19 protein-coding genes are annotated in these 23897 nt (G+C 73.5%); 12 read left to right on the top strand and 7 right to left on the bottom strand.

Annotation, left to right across the window (positions count from 1 at the left end; translation table 11 throughout):
- The first annotated feature begins 263 nt into the window (after nucleotides 1-263).
- Nucleotides 264-2021: a hypothetical protein gene (locus tag AB0F98_RS02225; protein WP_357728999.1), complete on the top strand. Its 1758-nt coding sequence runs from the start codon at nucleotides 264-266 to the stop codon at nucleotides 2019-2021.
- Nucleotides 2022-2128: 107 nt separating this feature from the next.
- Here AB0F98_RS02225 and AB0F98_RS02220 read toward each other — a convergent pair whose 3' ends face one another.
- Nucleotides 2129-4033, bottom strand: a complete 1905-nt coding sequence (locus tag AB0F98_RS02220; protein WP_357727334.1) for a hypothetical protein — start codon at nucleotides 4031-4033, stop codon at nucleotides 2129-2131.
- A gap of 106 nt (nucleotides 4034-4139) precedes the next feature.
- Here AB0F98_RS02220 and AB0F98_RS02215 point away from each other — a divergent pair, with 106 nt between their 5' ends.
- Together AB0F98_RS02215 and AB0F98_RS02210 are read left to right on the top strand one after the other, a co-directional pair.
- Nucleotides 4140-5447 carry a PQQ-binding-like beta-propeller repeat protein gene (locus AB0F98_RS02215; RefSeq protein WP_357727330.1) on the top strand — a complete coding sequence of 436 codons (1308 nt, stop codon included), beginning with the start codon at nucleotides 4140-4142 and terminating at the stop codon, nucleotides 5445-5447.
- A complete protein-coding gene (locus AB0F98_RS02210) occupies nucleotides 5444-6757 on the top strand; it encodes a PQQ-binding-like beta-propeller repeat protein (protein ID WP_357727327.1) in 1314 nt (437 codons plus the stop codon). Before AB0F98_RS02215 ends, AB0F98_RS02210 begins: the two co-directional genes overlap by 4 nt.
- A gap of 23 nt (nucleotides 6758-6780) precedes the next feature.
- On the opposite strand, the gene AB0F98_RS02205 is transcribed toward AB0F98_RS02210, so the two are convergent.
- Nucleotides 6781-8049 carry a C39 family peptidase gene (locus AB0F98_RS02205; RefSeq protein ID WP_357727324.1) on the bottom strand — a complete coding sequence of 423 codons (1269 nt, stop codon included), beginning with the start codon at nucleotides 8047-8049 and terminating at the stop codon, nucleotides 6781-6783.
- Nucleotides 8050-8182: 133 nt separating this feature from the next.
- On the opposite strand from AB0F98_RS02205, the gene AB0F98_RS02200 reads away from it, so the two are divergent.
- The 3 genes from AB0F98_RS02200 to AB0F98_RS02190 all read left to right on the top strand — a co-directional run bounded on the left by AB0F98_RS02200 (nucleotide 8183) and on the right by AB0F98_RS02190 (nucleotide 10652).
- Complete coding sequence (locus AB0F98_RS02200; protein WP_357727321.1) at nucleotides 8183-8851, top strand: response regulator transcription factor; 669 nt, start codon at nucleotides 8183-8185, stop codon at nucleotides 8849-8851.
- On the top strand, nucleotides 8848-10095 hold the full coding sequence (locus tag AB0F98_RS02195; RefSeq protein ID WP_357727318.1) for a HAMP domain-containing sensor histidine kinase: 1248 nt from the start codon (nucleotides 8848-8850) through the stop codon (nucleotides 10093-10095). Before AB0F98_RS02200 ends, AB0F98_RS02195 begins: the two co-directional genes overlap by 4 nt.
- 173 nt (nucleotides 10096-10268) lie before the next feature.
- Complete coding sequence (locus AB0F98_RS02190) at nucleotides 10269-10652, top strand: VOC family protein (RefSeq protein WP_357727316.1); 384 nt, start codon at nucleotides 10269-10271, stop codon at nucleotides 10650-10652.
- A 54-nt stretch (nucleotides 10653-10706) separates the two neighbouring features.
- Here the strand turns inward: AB0F98_RS02190 and AB0F98_RS02185 are convergent, their stop codons facing one another.
- Nucleotides 10707-11249, bottom strand: a complete 543-nt coding sequence (locus AB0F98_RS02185; protein ID WP_357727313.1) for a hypothetical protein — start codon at nucleotides 11247-11249, stop codon at nucleotides 10707-10709.
- Between the two features lie 72 nt (nucleotides 11250-11321).
- Here AB0F98_RS02185 and AB0F98_RS02180 point away from each other — a divergent pair, with 72 nt between their 5' ends.
- Nucleotides 11322-12161, top strand: coding sequence for a hypothetical protein (locus AB0F98_RS02180; protein WP_357727310.1), 840 nt, complete (start codon nucleotides 11322-11324; stop codon nucleotides 12159-12161).
- A 71-nt stretch (nucleotides 12162-12232) separates the two neighbouring features.
- Here the strand turns inward: AB0F98_RS02180 and AB0F98_RS02175 are convergent, their stop codons facing one another.
- From AB0F98_RS02175 to AB0F98_RS02165, 3 genes are all read right to left on the bottom strand, one after another.
- Nucleotides 12233-14335, bottom strand: a complete 2103-nt coding sequence (locus tag AB0F98_RS02175) for a 3-hydroxyacyl-CoA dehydrogenase NAD-binding domain-containing protein (protein ID WP_357727307.1) — start codon at nucleotides 14333-14335, stop codon at nucleotides 12233-12235.
- Nucleotides 14332-15555: an acetyl-CoA C-acyltransferase gene (locus tag AB0F98_RS02170; RefSeq protein ID WP_357727304.1), complete on the bottom strand. Its 1224-nt coding sequence runs from the start codon at nucleotides 15553-15555 to the stop codon at nucleotides 14332-14334. Before AB0F98_RS02170 ends, AB0F98_RS02175 begins: the two co-directional genes overlap by 4 nt.
- 351 nt (nucleotides 15556-15906) lie before the next feature.
- Complete coding sequence (locus AB0F98_RS02165; protein ID WP_357727301.1) at nucleotides 15907-17235, bottom strand: ribonuclease D; 1329 nt, start codon at nucleotides 17233-17235, stop codon at nucleotides 15907-15909.
- Between the two features lie 461 nt (nucleotides 17236-17696).
- Here AB0F98_RS02165 and AB0F98_RS02160 point away from each other — a divergent pair, with 461 nt between their 5' ends.
- Both AB0F98_RS02160 and AB0F98_RS02155 read left to right on the top strand, forming a co-directional pair.
- The gene (locus AB0F98_RS02160; RefSeq protein WP_357727298.1) at nucleotides 17697-18737 is read left to right on the top strand and encodes a trypsin-like peptidase domain-containing protein; all 1041 of its coding nucleotides are present in this window, start codon (nucleotides 17697-17699) and stop codon (nucleotides 18735-18737) included.
- 163 nt (nucleotides 18738-18900) lie between these two features.
- Complete coding sequence (locus tag AB0F98_RS02155; RefSeq protein WP_357727296.1) at nucleotides 18901-19731, top strand: hypothetical protein; 831 nt, start codon at nucleotides 18901-18903, stop codon at nucleotides 19729-19731.
- Between the two features lie 16 nt (nucleotides 19732-19747).
- Here the strand turns inward: AB0F98_RS02155 and AB0F98_RS02150 are convergent, their stop codons facing one another.
- Nucleotides 19748-20320 (bottom strand): DUF3000 domain-containing protein, encoded by a 573-nt coding sequence (locus tag AB0F98_RS02150; RefSeq protein WP_357727293.1) that lies wholly within the window; start codon nucleotides 20318-20320, stop codon nucleotides 19748-19750.
- A gap of 152 nt (nucleotides 20321-20472) precedes the next feature.
- Here AB0F98_RS02150 and hemE point away from each other — a divergent pair, with 152 nt between their 5' ends.
- Genes hemE through hemQ form a run of 3 tightly spaced genes read left to right on the top strand, consistent with a single transcriptional unit; the run spans nucleotide 20473 to nucleotide 23683 of the window.
- Nucleotides 20473-21570, top strand: a complete 1098-nt coding sequence (gene hemE / locus AB0F98_RS02145; protein ID WP_357727290.1) for a uroporphyrinogen decarboxylase — start codon at nucleotides 20473-20475, stop codon at nucleotides 21568-21570.
- A 5-nt stretch (nucleotides 21571-21575) separates the two neighbouring features.
- Nucleotides 21576-22985 carry a protoporphyrinogen oxidase gene (gene hemG / locus AB0F98_RS02140; protein ID WP_357727287.1) on the top strand — a complete coding sequence of 470 codons (1410 nt, stop codon included), beginning with the start codon at nucleotides 21576-21578 and terminating at the stop codon, nucleotides 22983-22985.
- Nucleotides 22982-23683 (top strand): hydrogen peroxide-dependent heme synthase, encoded by a 702-nt coding sequence (gene hemQ / locus AB0F98_RS02135; RefSeq protein ID WP_357727284.1) that lies wholly within the window; start codon nucleotides 22982-22984, stop codon nucleotides 23681-23683. The genes hemG and hemQ overlap by 4 nt, the downstream gene beginning before the upstream one ends.
- Nucleotides 23684-23897: the final 214 nt, after the last annotated feature.

Raw genomic sequence — 23897 nt, 5'->3', positions numbered from 1 at the left:
TTTCGCCACTCCGGTAGACTCCGCCGACTGTGACGCCTGTCGAGCCCCGCGCCGCATCCGCCCTGGATAACGACGCCGCCACGGGCGTCCGACCCGACCGGAGCGCGGCCTGCGCAGGCGTGGACGGTGCCGGCGAGGCCGCACGTGACGGCGCGATCGCGTTGGCCGTCACCGATGCGTCGCCCGCCCCGGACGCCGGTCGGTCGCTGGTCGAGCAGACCGACCGCACGGCCGGCGCGACCCGGACCGACACCACCGCGCCCGTGGCCGCTCGATGGCGGCGGTGGAGCCCTCGCCGGCAGGACCTGGCGGCCTACGCCGTCTTCCTGCTCGCCGCGCTCTGGGTGACCAGTCGGATCTGGATGGACCCGGCCGGCCGGGTCGCGTCGCTCTACAGCAGCGACCCGGCCCAGGTGCAGTTCTTCCTCGCGCACTCCGTACGGGTCGTGCTGCACGGCGAGTTCCCGTTCTACACCGAACAGTTCAACTACCCCGACGGCGTCAACCTGATGGCCAACACCGCCATCCTGGCGCTGGGCATCCCGATGGTGCCGGTGACCCTCCTCTTCGGCCCCGCGGTCTCCTTCGTGCTGCTGGTCACGCTCGGCCTCGCCGGCACCGCCGCCGCCTGGTACCACGTGCTCTCCCGGCACCTGGTCCGCAACCGGCTGGCCGCGGCGGTAGGCGGTTGGTTCTGCGGCTTCTCCCCGGCGATGCTGTCGCACGCCAACTGGCATCCGAACATCATCAGCCAGTACCTGCTGCCGTTCATCGTCTGGCGGGTGCTCGTGCTCTCCCGCACCCGCCGACCGGTCCGGGACGGACTGCTGCTCGCCCTGCTGGTCACCGCGCAGGCGTTCATCAACGAGGAGATCCTTCTCTTCACCGCGCTGACCTGCGCGGTGTTCCTGCTCGCGGTGGTCGTGCAGGAACCGCACCGCTGGGCGGCGGCGTGGCGGTCGATGGCGGTGGGGCTGTCCGCGTGCGCGCTGCTGGCCGGTGCGCTGCTGGCGTACCCGTTGCACTTCCAGTTCGCCGGGCCGATGGCGTACCACGGGCTCAGCGACGCGGTGCGGGACTACGGCAACGACATCGCCGCCTTCTTCGCACCCGGCTCGCCCACGCTCGGCGGGAACCAACGGGCGAACGTCGGCCTGGCCCCGAACTACTCGGAGGAGAACGCGTTCCTCGGGTGGAGCCTCGCCCTGCTCACCGTCGGCATCGTGTGCTGGCTGCGCCGGGAGGTGATGGTCCGGGCGCTCGCGGTCACCGGCGCCCTGTTCGCCGTGCTCTCCCTCGGCGAGCGGATCTCCTGGTGGCACCGGGAGGTGGCCACCGGGCCGTGGGAGTGGTTGGTCCGGTTGCCGCTGCTCGACGCGGTGGTGCCGACCCGGTTCGGTCTGATCACCTCCGTGACGGTGGCCATCCTGCTGGCGTTCGCGGTGGAACGGGCCTGGTCGCTGCGGCTGCCGGACCGGCGTACCGCCCGGACACTCACCGTCGCCGGCCTGGTGCTCGCGCTGCTGCCGATCGTGCCCATGCCGCTGAGTGTGGTCTCCCGCCCGCCGGTGCCGAAGTTCATCACCGCCGACCGGTGGCGGGCCTACGTGGGGCCGGACCAGACGCTGGTGCCGATCCCGGTACCGAGCATGGGCAACACCAACGGCATGCGCTGGGCGGCCGCCACCAACCTCGACTTCAAGATCCCGGGCGGGTACTTCCTCGCGCCACGTAACGGCAACACCGGCGACCCGGGCCGATTCGGTGGTCGGCCCAGTGGCGTGGGGGAGTTGCTGCAGGAGGTGGCCACCACCGGACGTACGCCGAAGCTGGACGACCGGCAGCGCCGCCGATTCCTGGACGAACTGCGGCACTGGCGGGCGGCGATCCTGGTGCTTCCGTTCAGCCAGCAGAATGTCGAGCCGCTGCGGCGTACGGTCGAGCAGTTGGCCGGCCCCGGCCGCCGGGAGCTGGATGTCTGGGTCTGGGACGTGCGGACGCTGAGCAGCCGCGAAGCTTGATGTCCACCGGCGCGCGACGTGCTGGTCGGTCCCGGACGTGAGATCGACGGCGCCCGGGTGCGGGACGTCCGCGACCGGGTGCGTCGATCGGCCTCGGGTCGCCCCGCTCAGTCCACCAACGGGCGTACGTCCCAGAGCCAGACGTCGTCGACCCGCTGCGGTTGCCCGAGCAGGCCGGTCATCAGCTCCCGCAGCACCGCCTCCTTCGGCTGGGCGCCGAGCACCACCACCGAGGCCCGCCACCAGCGCAGATCCTCGACGGCCTGCCGGCGGTTCTCCTCGGTGAGCGCGGGTACCTCACCGGAGTCCATCGTGGAGTAAGTGAGGGTGCTGGTGGGGCGGTTGGGCGCGCCGAAGACTCCCTCGCCCTTCTCGTTCGGTCCGATGAAGTAGCCCGCCGGGATCGGGAACTCCTGCCCGGTCAGGACGCTCCAGCGCAGCGTCGGCAGGCCGTGCACGTTGCTCGGGATGGGCACCGGGACCAGGGTGCGTCCGGCCGGGACGTACGGGCGCCAGCCGCCGGCGGTGACGAAGTGCGGCGGTGGTTCCACCGGCTGGGCCGGTAGCGGTCGAGGAATGAGCGGCAGCAGGGCGAGTGTGACGGCCGCGTACCCCACCGGGCGCAGCCACCGTCGCGCGTTGGCCGTCGTGCGGGCCGCACCGGCGGTTGTGGGCGCCGGCCCCGCGGCGTCGTCGGGCTCGCCGGTGCGCTGGGCCGGCACCTTCACGGTGACCGGACGGCCGACGGGCGTGAGCGCGTCCCAGGCGAGTGCGAGCAGCACGCCCACCGCGGCCGCCACCACCAGCGCCAGCCGGGTCGGCATCATCATCTCGACCAGCGGCAGGTCGTCCGGAATGTAGTGCCACGGACCGTTGACCGTGGTCTCCTCGCCGCCGACCCGGATCCGGGGGCCGAGCGCCGCGACGGTGAAGAGCACCATCAGCAGCGCCGTGATCCGAGCCGCCAGCGACCGGCGGACCAGCAGCACGACGGCCACGACGGCGACCAGCACCAGCGGCCAGCCGAACCAGGAGTTCTGCTCGGTGAGCCCGATGGTCTGCTCGACGGCGGGGTCGCCGGCCAGGGTGTCCCGGGGAAAGGTGACGAACGCCGCCAGGTCCTCGCCCCAGTTGTGGAACACCCCGCCCTGCAGGCCCCGGTACGACTGCGGCCCGTTGAACTGGAACCAGATCGGGTAGGCGGTGAGCAGCAGCGCCACCCCGCCGGCGAGGCCGAGCGCCGCGGTGAACGTGCCCGCCACGGCCCGCGTGGCGGCCGGCCGCTGCACCGCGTACGCGACCACGACGACCAGGCAGGCCAACGCGGTGAGCAGCAGCATCTCCTCGTTGATGAAGATCTGGTACGCGACCAGCAGGCCGAGCGCGAGGCCGTTGCGCCGCCACCGTCCCGGCTCGCCGAGCCGCAACACCCGCGACACGATCAGGGGTAGCAGGAAGTTGGAGACGAAGTTGGGCTGGCCGTTGGCGTGGTGCACGATGCCGGGCGCGAAGCCGAGGAAGGCGCCGCCCACGAAGGCCGCCCCGCGGGAACGCACCAGGTGCCGGGAGAGCACCCAGTAGCTCGTCGCGGCGGTGGCCGCCAGTGCCCCGCCCAGGTAGAGGGCGTACATCACCTGCGGACCGAGCAGCATGGTCAGCGGCGCCAGCGGCAGCGTCACCCCGAGCAGCGCGGTGTTCGCCATCATGTTCACCCCGAGCGGGGCGTTCTGCCGCACGGTGAAGAGCGGATTCTCCAGGTGCCGCACCGAGTACGCGCCGTGCGCGAACAGCCATTCGAACCAACTGTGGTCGGTGGGCAGGTGTGAGGAGACCCGGCCCTGCACATCACCCCAGTAGTTGAGGCAGACGAGAACCCCGAGCAACACATAGGCTCCGAGGGCCATCAGGTCGGCTCGCGCCGGCCGACGTCGGCTCGCTCGCGACGCGCCAACCTCGGCCTGGTCGTTGTCGGCAAGGGGTTTCAGCGAGGGGTCTATTACCGGCACGGCCACGACGGGCCATCGTACAGGCCGGATCCGGGGCATTTGCCGGGCCGGCACGGCGGCGGCCGGTTCGCCGGGTAGGGACCGCGCGCCGCGGGGGAAAAGGAGGGCGAGGTTGGCAGTCATCGATCTCGGTGAGCTGCGCGAGGACCCGGATCCGTACGTCCGCCCGTCCCGGTCCCGGCGGCGGGCGGCCCGACGTCCGCTGTGGACGGCCCTCGCCGCACTGCTCGTGCTGACGCTGCTCGCCGCCGACCAGACGGGGAAGGGCCGGATCGCCGCCGTGGTGCCCGCAGCGCTCGGCGCCCGGGTGTTCCTCGCGGGCGACCTGCTGATCGTGGAGGCGCCGGCGGCGGGGACGACCGACGGCACCGTCGAGGTCGTCGCCTATCCGCTGCCCGAGCGGGCGAGTCTCGTCGTCCAGCGGCCCGAGCCGCGGTGGCGGACCCGGCTACCGGCCATCGGTGACCTGGCGCGAATTCAGGCGGGCGATGACCTGCTACTGCTGACCAGCAGGGGCGAGCGGCCGCTGGGACCCGAATCGGTGATGCTGGACACCCACACCGGACGCGTCGGATGGCGGCAGCCCGGCGTCGCCCAGCTCGACGCCGCCGGGCGGCTGCTGCTGCTCGACTTCAGCGTCGCCGCCGGAAAGGTGCGGGCGGTGGACGTGGTCTCCGGTCGGACGCTCTGGTCGATACCCAACCAGGGCTACGGACCGCAGTACCACCTGCGCGACGGCGTGCTCGAGGGCCTTCTGCTGCTCGCGACCGACGGCACGGTCGAGGTGCGCGACCCGGCGAGCGGTGCGCTCACCCACCGCGCGGACCTCGGCTACGACGTGTCGAGCGGGGAGCAGCGCGTCGAGGTCGTCGATGAGCTGCTGCTGAAAATCGAGGGACTCACCTCCACGGTGACCGCCTACGACCTGGCCGGGCTGCGCAGACGATGGCAGGCTTCCCTGCCGATGGCATCGCACGTCGAGAGCTGCGGACGGCTGCTCTGCGCCGTCGGAGTGAACGGCGGCCTTCGAGCGCTCGACCCGACGACGGGCGTCGTCCGGTGGACCATGCCCGAACCGGCGACGCTCATCGCCGCGCGGGGAGATCGACTGCTCGTCCTGCCCAACCGGAGAGCCGTCACCCGGTACGCCGTGCTGGACGCCGCGACCGGCCGGCCGCTCGTCGAGCTGAGCGCCAACGAGCTGCTTTCGAGCTACGACGCGGACGGACCTGTGATCGGCATCCGCCGCCGCCCCGGCGGCCGCCAGATCGTCGTCGCGTTGGATCTCGCGGCTGCGCGTGTCCGCACGCTGGACGTGATCACCGGTGCGGCCGGCGGCTGCAGAGTCGGCGCGGGTCCGACGCTGGTCTGCCAACGCGCCGACGGCGCGTCGTTCGGGGTCTGGCGGTGGTCGGAGTGAACGACCGCGTCATCGACCTCGGCGAGTTGCGGCACGGCGCCGAGCCGGAGGAGCCGCTGCCCCGGCCGCCACGGGCCGCCGGCCGGCCGCTGCGCGGAGCGCTGGTGCTCCTGCTCCTGCTGGCCACCCTGGTCTCCGCAACACCGCTGCCGCGACGCGAGGTGATCTCCTTGCCGGCGGCCCTCGGCTCCGAAGCGTTGATCGCCGGCGATCTGTACCTGGTGATCGAACCGACCGGCCCGAACGGTTCCCAGCGCCGGCTGGACGCGTACCGGCTACCGGGGGGCGAGCGGATCTGGCAGGTGCCGCTGCCGGTGCCGGGCCGGTACTGGGGAATGTCGCTGCGGGACGGAATGCTGCTGATCGCCGGCTACGAGGTCACCGAGGGCGACCCGCCGGGCACCCTGACCATCGCCCTGGATCCGGCCACCGGTGAATCCCGGTGGCAGCAGCCGGGGTCTCCACTGCCGGTGAGCGGCGGCGGCCTGCTGCTCCAGACGGGCGACGACGAGCAGGGCGGGACACTGCGGGTGGTGGACAGCTGCTGCGGCAGGGTCCGCTGGCGGGCGGACAAACCGGCGGGGCAGTTCACCTTCCGGTCCACCGAGTCCGGCGTCGACCGGCTGGTGCACAGCACCGCCGACGGTCGGGTCGTGGTGCGCGACGCGGCCACCGGAGCGGTACGGGCGGAGGCGCATCTGTGGAACCCCGCCGACGGTCGCGAGGTGAGCGTGCCGACCGACGGCCTCGAGATGGGCGTGCAGGTGGTCGGGGACCTGCTCCTCACCCTCGGCGGCCGGCCCATGACGGTCACCGCGTACGGCCTGGACCGGCTGGACCGGCGCTGGCGGACCGAACTCGACGGTGCCGCCTACGCGTCGGAGTGCGGGCCGGTCCTCTGCTTCCAGGGCCGCTCCGGCGACCTCCAGGCGGTCGATCCGGCCACCGGTCGCCGACTCTGGACGGGTCCCGGCTGGATCGTCTGGTCGACCGGTGCGGGGTTGATGGCCACGGCCGGGAACGACAGCGGAGCGGATCGGCTCGAGGTGCTCGACCCTCTCACCGGCGCGGTACGCGGACAGCTGGGGCGGTGGGACGTGGTCGCACCCACGGAAGCCGGTGGGCCGTTCATGGGTGTCCGGCCGCGGCCGGGCGGGGGACTGCTCGTCGCCGAACTGGACCTGGTCGCCGGGGCGGCCCGACCGCTCGATGTGCTGCCCGACGCCTCCGGAGAGTGCCAGAGCATCGGCTACCAGCTGGCCTGCCGGAAGCCGGCGGGCGGGTTCGGACTGTGGCGGTTGAAACCCTGAGCGTGGCTGCCCCGGCCCGTCGTTCACCAGTTGGCCTGGTCGGGCGCCGGCGGCAGCGGCACCTCCGCCGGCCGGATGACGTACGCCATCCCGCCGCTGCCGCGCTGCCAGACCAGCTCGAACCGCTCCCGGTTGACGGTCCGGCGCACCGCCTCGTCGTCCGGGGCGTACGGATCGTTGAGCACCGGATCCCCGCCGGAGGTGAAACCGACCAGCACGATCAGATGGCCGCGGGTGTCGTACTCCAGCCCGGGCACCTCGCCCGCGCGGAACGCGGCGGACACCACCAGCGGGATTCCGGCGGCGATGAACGCCTCCGCCTCGACCAGCGACCGCAGCCGGGTGACGAAGGCGTCCACCCCGTGCATACCGGCGTAGGCGGTGTTGAACGACCAGTTGCCGGCCCCGCCGTAGGCGTGGTCGTAGCAGTGCCGAGCGGCGTGCACCACCACCGGGCGGGGGCCGGGCGGGTCGACCCACGCGTACCGCTGCGCGGCCGGGGCGGCGTTCCAGAAGGCGAGCACCATCGAGGTGCAGGTGGGGCTGCACCAGGAGTCGCCACCCCCACCCCAGTGGGGGTACGCGCCGTGCAGCCGCTGCGAGTACCGGGGCACGTCCAGCACGACGCCCCGGGCGGCGCCGGGCCGGTCCGCGCCGGTCGCGGTCGGCACCCCGCCTGGACCGCCCGCCGCAGAGGTGGGCCGGTGCGTCGCCGGCCCGGGCATGCGGGCCGCGTCCGCCGCCGGGGGATCCGCGTCCGGGCGGCCGGTGGCGACGGCGCCGACCGTACGCAACACCGGGCCGAGTCCGCTGCCGGCCGGCCGGAGCAGCGTCACCCGCAACTGCCAGCCGCTGACCGTCGCCTCGCCGACGACGAGCGTGTCGGTGTCCACCCGGGCGGCCCCGTCGCGCTGGCCGGGCACCGAGCTGCGGGGCACCGCCCGGTCGTCGGCCGCCCAGCGGCCCAGCAGGTACCAGCCGGTGGCCGGGGTGTCCCCGTGCCAGCCGCGCAGCTCCACCTCGATCCAGCAGCCGTCCGGGGTCTCCGCGGTCCACGACGGGACCACCTCGCCGACGGCGAAGCCGGTGGGCACCGGCGGCGACGTCCAGGTGCCCCACTCGTACCGCTGCTCGTCGCCCGGCGGGCTGGGCCGGACGCCGGCTGGCTCGGCGATCAGCAGCCCGCGCGCGTCTGGGCGAAGCCCCGCGGTGGTACCGGACGCCTGCTCGCCGGGGAGGCGGAAGCCGCGGTAGGCGATGTCCCGGGTCCGGGGCGGGGCTGCTGTGCTCATGGTGCCGTCCGTTCGTCGCTGTGCCGGGTGTCGGAAGCATCGCCCACGCCGACGGTCCCCGGCAATGGCGGGCAGGCCGGGCTCTTTGCGCCAGGCCCTAGATTGTCGGGAGGTCGGCAGCGAGGAGATCGGCATGCGGGTACTGGTGGTGGAGGACGAGCGCAACCTCGCCGACGCGATCGCGCGCGGGTTGCGCAAACGGGGCATGGCGGTCGACGTCGCCTACGACGGTGACACCGGGCACGAGCTGGCCTTCGTGACCCGCTACGACGTGGTGGTGCTGGACCGGGACCTGCCCGGCGTGCACGGCGACCAGATCTGCGCCGAACTGGCGGCCTCGGAGACGCTGACCCGGGTGCTGATGCTCACCGCCAGCGGCACGGTGGCGGACCGGGTGGAGGGCCTGCAACTCGGCGCCGACGACTACCTACCGAAGCCGTTCGCCTTCGACGAACTGGTCGCCCGGGTGCAGGCGCTGGCCCGGCGGGCCACCCCGGCCGCCCCGCCGGTGCTCTCCCTGGCCGATTTGGTGCTGGACCCGGCGCGGCGCGTCGCCACCCGGGCAGGGGTACCGATCGAACTGACCAACAAGGAGTTCGGCGTGCTCCGCGAGCTGCTGAAGGCACGCGGTGCGGTGGTCTCCAGCGAGGAACTGCTGGAGCGGGTCTGGGACGCCAACACGGACCCGTTCACCACCATCGTCCGGGTCACCGTGATGACCCTGCGCAAGAAGCTCGGCGATCCGCCGCTGATCGAGACGGTGGTGGGCGCCGGCTACCGAACGGCCGAGGTGGCAGCATGACCGGCCTCGCCGCCACCGCCACCGGCAGCGCCGGCGCGGACCGGCGGCTCCGGCTGCGCCCGACGCTGCGGCTGCGCCTCACCCTGCTCAACGGCGTGCTGCTGGTCGGCGCCGGCGCGATCCTCGTGCTGCTCGCCTGGCTGCTGGTACGCGACGCGCTGCGCCCGACCGACGAGCTGCTGCCGGGCACCACGGTGGTGCTCGCCGACGGTCGTACGGTCGACGCGGGCGAGTGGCAGCGGCAACTGGTCGACGTCTCCTCCGGCGAGCTGCTCGTCAAGGGCCTGGTGGCGCTGCTGGCGATCAGCGTGGTCGGGGTGGCCGGGGCGTACGCGGTGGCCGGTCGTACGCTGCGCCCGCTGCACCAGCTCACCGCCACCGCGCAGCGGCTCGGCGAGGCCACCCTCGACCAGCGCATCGGCTACTCGGGCGCCGACGACGAGGTGGCCGAGCTGGCGAAGACGTTCGACGCGATGCTGGACCGGATCGCCGCCTCGTTCGAGACGCAGAAGCGGTTCGTGGCGAACGCCTCGCACGAGCTGCGTACGCCGCTCGCGGTGATGCGTACCGAGATCGACGTGACGCTCAGCGACGACGAGGCGGACATCGCCGAGTATCGCCGGATGGCGACCGTCGTCCGGGACGCCTCCGAACGGGCGAACGGGCTGGTCGACGCGCTGCTGGTGCTGGCCCGCAGCGAGGCCCAGGCCGGCCGTCGGCTCGGCCGGCGTACCGAGTGCGATCTGGCGGGCGGGACCGCCAACGCGCTCTCGGCGATGCGGCGCGAGGTGGAGCGGATCGGGCTGCGCGTGCAGACGTCGTTGAAGACCGCATCCGTCGTCGGCGATCCGGGGCTGCTCGACCGGCTGGCCGGGAACCTCATCGAGAACGCGGTCCGCTACAACCACCTGCACGGGCGGCTCTGGGTGCGTACCGGCACGGATGGGCGGCACTCCTGGCTCGTGGTCGGCAACACCGGGTTCGAGGTGGATCCGGCGGACGTGCCCGGACTCTTCGAGCCGTTCCGGCGAGGTGGGCGGGAGCGTACCGGCGCGCGTGGCTCCGGGCTGGGACTGTCGATCGTCCGGGCGGTCTGCGACGCGCACGGCGGGACCGTGCAGGCGGTGGCCCAGCCCGGCGGTGGACTCGAGGTGACGGTACGGCTGCCCTCGGCCGACGCCGTTCCGGCCGCCTCCGCGGCAGCGGACGGTCGGGGTGGGACGGAGCCCGTGGCCGGGCGTTGACCGGCCGACGGGATTGCGCGAACTCCGCCGGGCCTGCGAGGATCATCGAAGTCAGCCCGACGGTCGAGAGGGGGTGTGGTTGATGTCCACCTTGACGATTCCCGCGCCCCGCCCCGGTCACCGCTGACTCTGCCGGCCCGCGGAGCGCGTTCATCCAGCTCGAAGGAGCGACCGTGAGCGCACGGATCCACAACATCGGCATCGATTGCCGCGACACCTATGCTCTGGCCGGGTTCTGGGCCCAGGTCTTCGACTGCCCCCGCCAGCCCGACGACTTCCCCGGCGACCCGGAGGCCATGCTGCTGCCGCCCGGCGGCCCGGAGGTGCTCTTCCTGGCCGTACCCGAAGACAAGGTGGTGAAGAACCGGCTCCATCTCGACCTGGAGCCGGCCGACCGTACCCGGGACGAGGAGGTCGAGCGACTGCTCGGCATCGGCGCGACGCAGGTCGCCGACCACCGTCGGCCGGACGGCTCCGGCTGGGTGCTGCTCGCCGACCCGGAGGGAAACGAGTTCTGCGTGTTGCGTAGCGCTGCGGAGCGGGCCGCGTCGGCCTGAGACGGCGGGGCCACGGTCACCGGGCCGGTGACCGTGGCCCACGTCCGGTACGGGTCAGGACCGCTGCTCGATCTCGCCGCGCATGGTGACGAAATCGGCCTTGATCTCCTCGGCGGACTTGAAGTAGACCACGATCGCGCCGATACTGCCCCGGTCGGCCCAGAGGCAGACGCCAAGCGGTGTGGTGTCGACCTTGCCGTCGCCGCAGCGGGCCTCGCCGCCGAGCGGACCGGGATCCACTGGCGTCGTCTCGGTGATGGCGAGTTCCGGGGAGATCTCGGTGACCGCGCCGTCGAGTTCCTTCTTGGGATCGGCTATCAGCCCGGAGGCGCTGACGATCATCGTGAGTTCCCGCTTGGCGGGGTCGCCGTAGAAGGCGCCCACCGTGCTGGTGAACCCGCCCTGCGTACCCTTCTTCATCTCGGTGACCATCTGGTCGGCGATGCTCTGAAGTTCGGTGTTGGTGACCCTGGGCCGGCCGGCGAGCGTCTCCGGTGCGACGACCCGGGTACTGGCGGCCTCGAGGCCCTCGCTCACGTCATTCTTGATCACGAACCAGGTCGCGATCCCGCCGCCGAGGCAGAGCACCAGCACCACGGCGACCGCGATCAGGACGATCCTGCCGGTGTTGGACCTCTTCGGCGCCGACGGGCCGAGCGAGGTTCCCCCGTGCGGCTGGCCGCTCTGGGACGGAATCGAGCCACCCTGCTGGTGCGGCGGATAGCCGACGGGCTGCGCCCCGGGGTGACCGCCGGGCTGCGGCCCGGCGTAGCCGACGGGCTGCTGGCTGCCCGGGTAGCCGCCCTGCTGAGGCTGCTGCGGATGACCGCCGGTCTGCTGGCCGGGGTAGCCGCCCGGGTATCCGTCGGTCTGCTGAACGGGACGACCGCCCGGGTAGCCAACGGCCTGCTGGCCGGCGTAGCCGCCGGGGTAGCCGTCGTACTGCTGGCCGGGGTGGCCGCCCGGCTGCGGTTGCGGCCGGTAACCGCCCGTCGGCCCACCGGGGTGACCGCCGTGCTGGCCGGGGTGACCGCCGTGCTGGTCGGGGTGACCACTCTGGTGGGGCGGTGGGTAGCCGCCAGGCTGCGCCCCGGGGTAGCCGCCGGGCTCCCGCGCGGGGTAACCGCCACGGTGCGCCTCGCCGTGGCTGCCGGTCGGCCGGCCGGGGTGGCTGCCGGTCGGCTGCCCGCCCGGGTGGCCGGCGTGTGGCGCTTGCCGGGCATGGCCGCCGGAGTAGCCCCCGCCCTGCTGGGGTTGCTGTGGATGACCGCCGGGATAGCCGCCGCCGTACTGGCCGGCATGGCCGCCCTGCTGGCGCGGCGGATGGTCATCCGATTGCTGCGGGCCCGGATGGCCGCCCTGGGGCGGCGGGTAGGGACCACGCCCCGGAGACGGGGGGTAGGAATCAGCCGGCGGGTACGACATCGGGCAGCTCCCGTTGAGAGAAGCGGGACGGGTGATGTTATCCACGCCCGGTCCGCCGCCGCTGCCCCGAAAGCCGACAGGTAGAAGAGCGCGGCGGCCGAGCACGTCCGCACCGGACGCTGTCGGCCACCGCGCTCTTCGGGGGGAGCGGCGGGTCAGGCGGGCAGGCTGGCCGCCCCGCGGGGGAGGAAGCGCCGGCCGGTGACGCGCTCGGACGTGCCGGTCCGGTCCAGGTACGGGGTGATCCCACCCAGGTGGAACGGCCAACCGGCACCGAGGATCATGCACAGGTCGATGTCCTGCGCCTCGGCCACCACACCCTCGTCGAGCATGAGCCGAATCTCCTGCGCCAGCGCGTCCAGCGCGTTCTGTCGTACCTGCTCGGCGGTGAGCGGTGCGTCGCCGACCACCAGCAGCTTGGCCACCTCCGGGTTCACCTCGTCGTCGACGACGATCGGTTGCCCGGAGTCGGCGATCCGCTTGAGGTTTCCGCTGACCCCGAAGCGGTCCGGGAACGCGTCGTGCAGCGTCCCGCCCACGTGGTACGCGACCGCCGGGCCGACCAGTTGGAGCAGGGCGAGCGGGCGCATCGGCAGGCCCAGCGAATCCAGCGCGCTGTTCGCCACGTCGAGCGGGGTGCCGGCGTCCACGGCGGCGAAGACGGCGCCGAGGAAGCGGGTGAGCAGCCGGTTGACGACGAACGCCGGAGCGTCCTTCACCAGCACCGACGACTTCTTCAGCTGCTTGCCGACCGCGAACGCGGTGGCCAGCGTGGCGTCGTCGGTGCGCTCGCCCCGCACGATCTCCAGCAGCGGCAGCACCGCGACCGGGTTGAAGAAGTGGAACCCGACCACCCGCTCCGGGTGCTCCAGCTCCTCGGCCATCGCGGTAACGGCCAGGCTGGAGGTGTTGGTGGCGAGTACCGCCTCCGGCGTGACGACCTTCTCAAGCTCGGCCCAGACCTGCTTCTTGACGGCCAGGTCCTCGAAGACCGCCTCGATCACGAAATCACAGTCGGCGAACGAAGTGCGCTGGCCCGGCGTCGCCGCGGCGAAGGCCTCCGCCTTCGGTGCGCCGCTGACCAGCCCGTACAGCTTGGCGGCGGTGCCCTTGTCCATCCGGCCCTTGGTGACGGCCTTCTCGATCTGGGTGTGGACGTATCCGACGCCCTTGTCGACCCGGGCCTGGTCGAGGTCGGTCATCACCACCGGCACCTGCAGCCGGCGGGCGAACAGCAACGCGAGCTGGCTCGCCATGAGGCCGGCGCCCACGATGCCCACCTTGGTGACCGGGCGGGCCAGGCTCTTGTCGGGTGCTCCGGCCGGACGCTTGGCGCGTCGCTGCACCAGGTCGAACGCGTACAAGCCGCTGCGCAGCTCCTCGGAGAAGATGAGGTCGGCCAGCGCCTCGTCCTCGGCGGCGGTGCCGGTGGCGAAGTCGGCGTCCTTCGCCGTGTCGAGCAGGTCCAGTGCCTTGTAGGCCGCGGGAACGGATCCGTGCAGTCGCTGGTCGAGGGTCTGCCGGGCGAAGTAGAGCACCCCGGCCCACATGGCCCGGTCCACCTCGGGCCGGGTGACGGTGACCTCGCCGCGGACCACGCCGGCGGCCCACTCCAGCGAGCGCTCCAGAAAGTCGGCCGGCTCCAGCAGGACGTCCGCGATGCCCATCTCCGCGGCCTGCTTCGGCTTGAGCATCCTGTTCTGCATCAGCGGGTTCTGGACGATCACCTGGGTCGCCGCGGGGATGCCGATGAGATTCGGCAGCAGCTGGGTGCCGCCCCAGCCGGGTACCAGGCCGAGCGAGACCTCGGGCAGGGCGAGCGCGGCCGCGCCGCCGGAGAGCGTCCGGTAGTGGCAGTGCAGCGCCAACTCCAGGCCGCCGCCCATCGCCGCGCCGTTGACGAACGCGAACGTCGGCACGCTGCTGTCCCTGAGCCGGGCGAAGACCCGGTGGCCGAGCCGGCCGATCTCCAGCGCCTGTTCCCGGTCGGCGAGCAGCGGCAGGCCGGTGATGTCCGCGCCGACGCAGAAGATGTACGGCTTGCCGGTGACCGCGACGAACGCCGGGTCCGCCGCGAGGGCGGCGGTGATCGCCTCGTCCAGGCTGGTCAGGCCGGCCGGGCCGAAGGTGTTCGGCTTGGTGTGATCGAGACCGTTGTCCAGCGTGATCAGGGCGGCGGGACGGTCCAGCCCCGGTACGGTCACCTGACGCAGCAGCGCCCGGGTGACGACCTCGTTCGGTGCGGCGAGCGCGCTCACTTGTCTCCACCCTCCCGCTGAGCCGGCTTGCTGGACTCCGTCCAGTGTGGGTTCTCCCAGATCACGGTGCCGCCCATGCCGATGCCGACGCACATGGCGGTGAGGCCGTAGCGGACCTCGGGGTGCTCGGCGAACTGCCGGGCGAGCTGGGTCATCAGTCGTACGCCCGAGGAGGCGAGCGGGTGGCCGACGGCGATCGCACCGCCCCACTGGTTGACCCGCGGGTCGTCGTCGGCGATGCCGAAGTGGTCGAGGAACGCCAGCACCTGCACGGCGAACGCCTCGTTCAGCTCGAACAGGCCGATGTCGTCGATGGTCAGGCCGGCGATGCGCAGCGCCTTCTCGGTGGACGGGATCGGGCCGACACCCATCACCTCCGGCTCCACCCCGACGAAGCCGTACGACACCAGCCGCATGGCGACCGGCAGGCCCAGTTCGCGGGCCGTCGCCTCGTCGGCGAGCAGGCTCGCCGTCGCGCCGTCGTTCAGGCCGGCCGCGTTGCCCGCGGTCACCTTGCCGTGCGGGCGGAACGGGGTCTTGAGGGTGGCGAGCTTCTCCATCGAGGTGTCCCGTGGAGCCTCGTCCACCGTGGCCAGGCCCCAGCCGGTCTCGGGGTCGCGCATCGCGACGGGCACCAGGTCACCCTGGAGCTTGCCGTTGGCGTACGCCTTGGCGGTCTTCTGTTGCGAGGCGAGCGCGAAGGCGTCGGTGCGCTCCTTGGTGATGTGCGGAACCAGGTCGTGCAGGTTCTCCGCGGTGGCGCCCATGACCAGCGCGGACGGGTCGACCAGCTTCTCGGCGAGGATCCGGGGGTTGGGGTCGACACCTTCGCCCATCGGGTGGCGGCCCATGTGCTCGACGCCGCCGGCGATCGCGACGTCGTACGCGCCCATGGCGATGCCGCCGGCCACAGTGGTCACCGCGGTCATCGCGCCGGCGCACATCCGGTCGATGGCGAAACCGGGCACCGTCTTGGGGAGACCGGCCAGCAGGGCGGCGGTCCGGCCGATGGTGAGGCCCTGGTCGCCGATCTGAGTGGTGGCGGCGATCGCGACCTCCTCGACCCGCTCCGGCGGCAGCTGCGGGTTGCGACGCAGGAGTTCTCGGATGCAGCGGATCACCAGGTCGTCGGCGCGGGTGTTGGCGTACATGCCACCCGCCTTGCCGAACGGGGTGCGGACGCCGTCGACGAAGACGACATCCCGAACTTCACGGGGCACTTGAGCCTCCTTTTCGACCATGACTCGGCCTCTGCGCCGACAGGCGGCGGCACGGACCGAATGAGGTCGCCGGCACGGGCGTGGTTCCTCGGATGCTACTTGTCAGTAACCGACCCCGGCACCGCGCCCCGTGTGGCGCATCCCACACCGCTCACTCCGCCCGCCCAGCGCCCCAGCCTCCCGCCCGCCGTCCCCAGTGCCGTCCGCCCCGCCTCCCGCGCTGCCGTCCGCCCTACCTTCCGTTGATCATGAAGTTGTTGCGGCGACACGCCGCCTGGCCGGGCAATAACTTCATGATCAACGGGGCTGGGGCTGGGGCTGGGGCTGGGGTGGGGCGGGGTTGGGTTGGGGTTAGGAGGTGGGGGGTGGGGGGGTCAGGGCGGTTGTGAGGTCGACGGCGAGCAGGCCGATCTGCCACTCGCGCGCGCCGAAACCGCGCAGCGTCTCGGCCACCGTCGTCTCGGTGACCTCCTCCGGCGGCACCCAGGCCAGCCGGCGTACGGAGTCCGGGGCGATCAGGTTCTCGGCGGGCAGCCGATGCTTCCCGGAGATCCGTAGCACCACTTCCCGGCACCGGGCCAGCCGCGCCGCGGCCACCGGATCCCGCTCGGCCCACCGGTGCGGTGGCGGCGGGCCCTCCACCACCGGGGCGACCGGGAGGGCGTCCTCGGGCAGCTGCCGCGCGTCCTCCAGCGCAGCCAGCCAGGTGCGGGCCAGCCGGCGTACCGAGCGGCCGCCGAAGCCGGGCAGCGTGAGCAGGCTCTTCTCGTCCTTCGGGTCCAGCTCGGCAGCCGCGATGATCGCCGAGTCCGGCAGTACGCGCCCCGGCGCGGAATCCCGACGTGCGGCTATCTGGTCTCTCGCGTACCACATCGACCGGACCCGGGCTTGAGCCCGCGCCCCGCGCACCCGGTGGATACCGGAGGTACGCCGCCAGGGCTCGGCGCGGACCCGCGGCGGCCGGGCGCCGGTGCGGACCAGCGCGGCGAACTCCTCCGCCGCCCACTCCGACTTGCCCTGCCGGGTCAGCTCCGCGTCGAGCGCGTCCCGCAGGTCGACGAGAAGCTCCACGTCGAGCGCCGCGTAGGTCAGCCAGGACTCGGGCAGCGGCCGGTTCGACCAGTCGGCGGCCGAGTGGTGCTTCTCCAGGGTGAACCCCAGCAGTTGCTCGGTCAGCGCGGCCAGGCCGACCCGCTCGAAGCCCGCCAGCCGCGCGGCCAGCTCCGTGTCGAACAGTCGGCGCGGCCGCAGCCCCACCTCGGCGAGGCAGGGCAGATCCTGGCTGGCCGCGTGGAGCACCCACTCCGCCTCGCCGATCACCTCGTCGAGCGTGGTCAGGTCGGACAGGGGGAGCGGGTCGATCAGGGCGGTGCCGGCGCCGGCGCGGCGCAGCTGCACGAGATACGCCCGCTGGCTGTAGCGGTAGCCCGAGGCGCGTTCGGCGTCCAGGGCGACCGGGCCGCTGCCCGCGGCGAAACGGGCGACGACGTCGGCCAGCTCCTCCGGGGTGGCCACCGGTTGCGGGGTGCCCTCACGGGGCGCGGTCAGCAGTTCGGGGCCACCGGCGGTCGGGTCGTTGGCCGCGTCCGCCGACTCCGGCTGAACTGACAGCGGGTGGTGCGGTGCGTCGCCCGGACGGCTCTCGGCGGCCCGACGGCGCAGGGGTGGTTCGTCGGTCACCTGACAACCCTAGTGCGCCCGGCGGACCGGTGGGCGCAGCCGGTCGGCGTGTGTGCCCGCCGGATGCCGCAGACAGTCGCCTGAGTACGGACAACGGGGGAGACAAACCCCGACCGCGCCGGTACGGTCCATCGAGCCGCCGCGTGGGTCGATGGACCGTACCGGCGCGGGTGGTGGCACGGGGGCTTCAACGGGAGGGCGTGGCGATCATGACGGATGGCTACGGTTCGGCCGGTCACGGTGCCGGTGGGCACGGTCCGGCGGAGGGGCAGCCGGTGGGGCACGGGTCTGGCGAGTCGGCGGAGGCCCCGGCGACGAATCGCCCCGGACCGTTGCCGCCCCGGATCGAACCCGCGTACGGTCCGGCGCCCGCCTGGCCCGCGCCCGGCACTTCGGCACCGTTCAGGCCTGCCCCGCCCGTGCCGGCGCAGCCCGCTGGTCCTTTCCAGCCCGGCGCGTCCGTGCCGGCGCAGGCCGCCGCTCCGTTCCCGCCCGGTGCGCCCGGACCGGTGCAGCCGGGCAGCCCCGTTCCGGCTCAGCCCGGCGCGCCGGCGCTGAGCCCGTTCGCCGATCCCGCCGCGCCGGCGCCCTACGGGCCGGCCGGAGCGCCGCCGTCCGGGGCCTCCGGGCCGTACTTCCCGGCCGGGCCGCCAGGGGGACCGGCGTGGCCCGCCGGCGCCGGAGCGCACCCGGGCCCGCCGGCGGTGCCTTCGGGCGGAGCGCGCCGACGGCGTTGGCCCGGCCTCGTCGCGGCGCTGGTCGTGCTGTTGCTGGCCGGGCTGGCCGGCTTCCAGGCGTACCAGATCGACCGGCTCACCGACCGGCTCGCGTCCACCGACCGGCGGTTGGCCGAGGCCCAGGGCGAGGACCGCGCCCGCCTCGACGGCCTGGAGCAGCGGGCCGGGGTGTTGGAGCAGCAGGCCGGTGCCACGTTCAACCCCGAGGCGGTCGCCGGCGCCGTGCTGCCCAGCGTGTTCCGGGTCCGCGCCGGGCAGTTCACCGGGACGGCGTTCGCCATCGGCAAGCCGGCCGCCGGTGGCGGCACGAACCTGTTCACCAACTTCCACGTGGTGGAGGCGGTGTGGGAGGCGGGCGACCGGGAGGTCTTCCTGGAACGCACCGACCAGCGTTTCCCGGCCACGATCGTGAAGATCGACAAGACCAACGACATCGCCCACCTGCGCACCACCGGGCGGTTCACCGGCCTGAAGGCCGCGCCGGACGCCGTGAAGTCCGGCCAGCAGATCGTCGTGGTCGGCGCGCCGCTCGGGCTCGAGGACAGCGTCACCACCGGCGTGGTGAGCGCGTTCCGCGACGCACGGGACGGCTCTGGGCCGGTCATCCAGTTCGACGCGCCGATCAATCCGGGTAACTCGGGCGGTCCGGTCGTGAACGGCAGCAAGCAGGTCGTCGGGATCGCCACCGCCAAGGCCCGCGACGCCGAGGGCATCGGCCTCGCCGTGCCGATCAAGATCGCCTGCGACGGCTTCGAGATCTGCTGACCGCCGCGCCGTGCCGCCCGGGAGGCGACCGCCGCGCCCGGGCTGAGCCCTGTCCCGCCTCGGCCGCCCCTGCCGACAACCAGCCAGGTCCTGTTGACCGGCCGTCGTACCACTGGAGGTCCAGTGGCATCCGTCACGCCGGATCGGCTCATTTGGAGGAGAGATGACCCAACCACCGACCGGGCCGCAGGGCTACCCCTCGCCGGACCCGGCGCAGCCCCCGGCCGTGCCCGGTCAACCGCCGTACGACGGCAACCCCCAGTTCCCGCAGCAGCCGGCGCCCTACGGCACCGGGCAACCGACCCAGCCGATGCCGCCGGTCCAGCCCGCGGCGCCGACCCAACCCATCCCGGCCCAAGCCGCCCCGACGCAGCCCTTCTCCGCTCCGCCCGCGCCGGGCGGGTACGCGTCGCCCGCCGGCGTGCCGCCGTACGCCGGTCAGGTCTCCGCGCCGCCGGTCTCCGGCCCCGGAGCCGACCAGCCGATGTCGGTGCCGCCGGTCGCCGGCCCCTACTACGGTGCGCCGATGTCCGCGCCACCCGGTTCGCTGCCGCCGTACGGGCCGCCCGCCCCGGCAGCCCGTAAGGGGCGGGCGGTCCTGGTCCTGGCCCTGGTGGCCGGCCTGCTCTTCGTCCTCGGCGGCGTGATGACCGGCCTCTACGTCACCAAGAACAACGAACTGGACCGGACCGAGCGGCGCCTCTCCGCCCAGGTCACCGAGCGCGACGGCACGATCGCCGCGAACGCCCAGGAGATCCAGAAGCTCAAGACCGACCTGCAGGGCGTGCAGGACAAGCTGGCCGACACCGAGCAGGACCTCACCGGTACCCGCAACGACCGCGACGAGCAGGCCCGGCAGAAGAAGGTCATCGCCAGCTGCCTGGACAAGCTGACCACCGCGCTGGCCGCGGCCGCGAACAACGACAAGAGCGCGTACGACAAGGCCATGAGCGGCCTCGACAAGGTCTGCGACGAGGCCGAGAACTACCTCTGACGCCGCCCCTGCGGGGTCAGGCCGCGCCGGCGGGGCGACGCCCCGGCAGCGCGGTCACCCCGGGCGGTGGCAGCCCGGCCGTCGAGGCCAGCAGCGCGCACCAGGCCAGCAGGTGCGGGGCGAGCTCGTCGTCGACCGGCGTCCACGAGGCGCGGATCTCGATGTCGCCGACGGCGGGCGGCCCAGCCAGCTCGCCGAACCGCGTCGACATGGTCTGCGTGATCGTCCCGCCGATGGCGCGGTGCGCGGCGTCCTGGGCGTCGAGCGCGTCGGTGAGCCAGGTCCAGCCGACCCCCGGCAGCAGCGGATCGGCGGCCAGGTCGACCTCCAGCTCGGCGGTCACGTACGTGACCAGCCGCAGGGTGCCCTGCCACGCCTCGTGCCCGGCCGGATCGTGGAGCAGGATCAGGCGCCCGGTGGCCACCTCGTCCTCGTCGCGCAGCACGGTGGCGGCGAGCGCGAAGGCGTACGGGGCGAGCCGCTTCGGTGCGCCGACCTCCTCCAGCACGATCTCGGGGCGGGGTGTCGCGGACCGCAGCCCGGCGACCGCGCGGGCGAAGGTCTCCGGGGGCGCGATCGGGGGGGCCATGTCGGCAGCCTATGCCGCCGTGCCCCCGCCCGCCGCGACGGCGCGCCGACACGGGGGGCGGCGCACGGCGGCGGAACCGCGCGGCCGGGGACGGGTCACAAAGTGGGGGCGGGCCCGACGGAGGTGTCGTGGCGCGTGGCACGATGGCCGCGATGAGCACGGACAGCACGGGCATCGCGACCCGAGACGGAGACCCCGCCCCCGCCGGACCGGGCGACTCGCCCTTCGTCCGGGCCTGCCGCCGCCAGGCCGGCCCGCACACTCCCGTCTGGTTCATGCGCCAGGCCGGCCGTTCGCTGCCGGAGTACCGGGAGATCCGCGCGAACGTGGGGATGCTGGAGTCCTGCCGCCGCCCCGACCTCGTCACCGAGATCACGCTCCAGCCGGTACGCCGGCACGGTGTGGACGCGGCGATCCTGTTCAGCGACATCGTGGTGCCGGTCGCCGCGGCCGGGGTCGACCTCGACATCGTGCCGGGCACCGGGCCGGTCGTGGCCGAGCCGGTACGCGCCGCCGCCGACGTCGAACGGATCCGTCCGATCGGCCGCGACGACGTCCCGTACGTGGACGAGGCGGTCCGGATGCTCGTCGCCGAGCTGCGCGACACCCCGTTGATCGGCTTCGCCGGCGCGCCGTTCACCCTGGCCAGCTACCTGGTCGAGGGCGGGCCGTCGCGTACGCACGCGAAGACCAAGGCGCTGATGTACGGCGATCCGCAGCTGTGGCACGCGCTCTGCAGCCGGCTGGCCGAGGTCACGCTGGCGTTCCTGCGGGTCCAGGTGGCGGCCGGGGTCTCCGCGGTGCAGCTCTTCGACTCCTGGGCGGGCGCGCTCTCCGAGGCGGACTACCGCCGGTACGTGCTGCCGCACTCGGCGACGGTGCTCGGCGGGCTCGCCGACGCGGGCGTGCCGCGGATCCACTTCGGGGTGGGCACCGGCGAACTGCTCGGCGCGATGGGCGAGGCCGGCGCCGACGTGGTGGGCGCCGACTGGCGTACGCCGCTGGACGTGGCGTCCGTCCGGATCGGGCCGGAGCGCGCCGTGCAGGGCAATCTCGACCCGGCGGTGCTGTTCGCCCCGTGGCCGGTAGTGGAGGCCGAGGTCCGTCGCGTGCTGGCGCAGGGCCGGACCGCCCCGGGGCACGTGTTCAACCTGGGTCACGGCGTCCTGCCGGAGACCGACCCGGACGTGCTGACGCGAGTGGTCGCGCTGGTGCACGAACTCACCGCCGGCCCGGTCGAGCGGAGCTGAGCGGCATGCGGCGTCCGGTGCGAGTGGCAGTGGTCGGTGGCGGGATCGCCGGGCTGGCCGCCGCCGTCCGGTTGCGCGACAGCGCCCCGGAGGGCACCGAGATCACGGTGTACGAGCAGTCCGGCACGCTCGGCGGCAAGCTGCGTACCGGCGCGCTGGCCGGCCAGCCGGTGGAGTTCGGCGCCGAGTCCTTCCTGATGCGCGACCCGGCCGGTGGGGAGTCCGCCGCGCTCGCGCTGGTCCGCCGGCTCGGCCTGGCCGAGCGGATCGTCCACCCGACGGTCGGGCAGGCCGCGCTCGTCGTCGACGGGGGGCTGCGCCCGGTCCCGGGCGGCACGCTGGTCGGCGTACCCGGCGACCTGGCCAAGGTGACGGCGGTGGCCAAGCCGGACGCGGCGGCCGACCGCGACGAGGGCCGCCCGCTGCTCGGCCCCGGCGAGGACGTGAGCGTCGGCTCGCTGGTCCGCGCGCGCTACGGCGACGAGGTGGTCGACCGGCTGGTCGACCCGATGCTCGGCGGGGTGTACGCCGGCCGCGCCGACGACCTGTCCCTGGTGACCACGATGCCGGGGCTGGCCCGGGCCGCCCAGGTCGAGCACACCCTGGTCGGAGCGGTCCGCGCCGCGCAGGCCGCCGCGCCGCGCGCGCCGGGCGTCCCGGTCTTCGGCAGCCTGGTCGGCGGGCTCGGCACCCTGGTGGCCGCGGCGGCGCGCGAGAGCGGCGCGACGATCCGCCAGGACGCGACCGTCCGCGAACTGCGTCCGACACCGTCCGGCTGGCGGCTGACCGTCGGCCCGACCCGTGACCCGGAACACGTCGAGGTCGACGCCGTGGTGCTCGCCGTACCGGCGCGTCCGGCCGCGAGGCTGCTCGCCGGGCCGGCGCCCGAGCTGGCGGGCGTCGTCGGGCAGCTGGACTACGCCAGCGTCGCGCTGGTCACCATGGCCCTGCCACAGCCGCGGCTGCCGGAGCTCTCCGGTCTCCTGGTGCCCGGCACCGAGGGACTGCTGATCAAGGCGTCCACCTTCTTCACCACCAAGTGGGGGCATCTGCGCCGGCCGGACGGGCTGGCCCTCGTGCGTGCCTCGGTGGGCCGGTACGGCGAGGAGGCGCAGCTCCAGCGCCCGGACGAGGACCTGGCCGCGACCGTGCACCGGGAGCTGTCCGCGGTGCTCGGCACGCCGCTGCCCGCGCCGGTCGACGGGCACGTGCAGCGCTGGGGCGGGGCGCTGCCGCAGTACGCCCCGGGACACACCGACCGGGTGGCCGCGGTACGCGCCGCACTGCGCGCCAACCACCCCACCCTGGCCCTGGCCGGGGCCGGCTACGACGGGGTCGGGATCCCGGTCTGCGTCCGCTCCGGCGAGACGGCGGCCGACGAGATCATCACTGCATTGGGAGGATCGGGGACATGACCGAGCAGACGAACGCGGCCCGGCTGCGGGAGCTGAACGAGACCATCCGCTACACCATGTGGTCGGTGTTCCGGGCCAGCAGCCCACTGCCGTCCCTGCGGGACAACGTCACCGCCGAGATCGAGGCGCTCTTCGAGGAGTTGGCCGGCAAGGACGTGACGATCCGCGGCACGTACGACGTGTCCGGCCTGCGCGCCGACGCGGACCTGCTGATCTGGTGGCACTCCGCGTCCAGCGACGCGCTGCAGGACGCGTACCTGCGCTTCCGCCGTACGACCCTCGGCCGGAGCATGACGCCGGTCTGGTCGCAGATGGCCCTGCACCGGCCGGCCGAGTTCAACAAGAGCCACATCCCGGCGTTCCTCGCCGGCGAGGAGGCCCGCGCCTACCTGTGCGTCTACCCGTTCGTCCGCTCCTACGAGTGGTACCTGCTGCCGGACGCGGAGCGGCGGGAGATGCTCGCCGAGCACGGCCGGCTGGCCCGCGGCTACCCGGACGTGCGCGCCAACACGGTCGCCTCGTTCGCCCTCGGCGACTACGAGTGGATGCTCGCCTTCGAGGCCGACGAGCTGCACCGGATCGTGGACCTGATGCGCGACCTGCGCGCCTCCGCCGCCCGCCGGCACGTGCGCGAGGAAGTGCCGTTCTACACCGGTCGCCGCCGGTCGATCGCCGAGATCGTCAACTGCCTGGTCTGACGCGACGATCCGTGGCGCTTCGCCGTTCGCGGCGTCGGGCGCGGTGGGTCGTCGCGGCCGTCCGGCCGGACCCGGGAGTGTGGTGTGCGTCCTGTCGAGCTGCCCCAGAAATGGGGCAGGACGGCTCCATCGGGGCAGGGCGGCTCCATCGCTCGAGCGCACGGCGGGTCCGGCGCCCCTGTGGACCGTCGTCCGATGGCCGGCGTCCACCGTC

It is taken from the genome of Micromonospora sp. NPDC023737 (assembly GCF_040639715.1).
Classification (GTDB): domain Bacteria; phylum Actinomycetota; class Actinomycetes; order Mycobacteriales; family Micromonosporaceae; genus Micromonospora.
The sequence above is the reverse complement of the archived record's forward strand: the minus strand, read 5'-3'. Positions and strand labels throughout refer to the sequence as shown.

Excerpts from the sequence above, each read along its gene's own strand:
- AB0F98_RS02205 (WP_357727324.1), bottom strand. The coding sequence starts at position 8,049 with ATGAGCACAGCAGCCCCGCCCCGGACCCGGGACATCGCCTACCGCGGC.
- AB0F98_RS02200 (WP_357727321.1), top strand. The coding sequence starts at position 8,183 with ATGCGGGTACTGGTGGTGGAGGACGAGCGCAACCTCGCCGACGCGATC.
- AB0F98_RS02195 (WP_357727318.1), top strand. The coding sequence starts at position 8,848 with ATGACCGGCCTCGCCGCCACCGCCACCGGCAGCGCCGGCGCGGACCGG.
- AB0F98_RS02155 (WP_357727296.1), top strand. The coding sequence starts at position 18,901 with ATGACCCAACCACCGACCGGGCCGCAGGGCTACCCCTCGCCGGACCCG.
- AB0F98_RS02150 (WP_357727293.1), bottom strand. The coding sequence starts at position 20,320 with ATGGCCCCCCCGATCGCGCCCCCGGAGACCTTCGCCCGCGCGGTCGCC.
- hemE (WP_357727290.1), top strand. The coding sequence starts at position 20,473 with ATGAGCACGGACAGCACGGGCATCGCGACCCGAGACGGAGACCCCGCC.
- hemG (WP_357727287.1), top strand. The coding sequence starts at position 21,576 with ATGCGGCGTCCGGTGCGAGTGGCAGTGGTCGGTGGCGGGATCGCCGGG.
- hemQ (WP_357727284.1), top strand. The coding sequence starts at position 22,982 with ATGACCGAGCAGACGAACGCGGCCCGGCTGCGGGAGCTGAACGAGACC.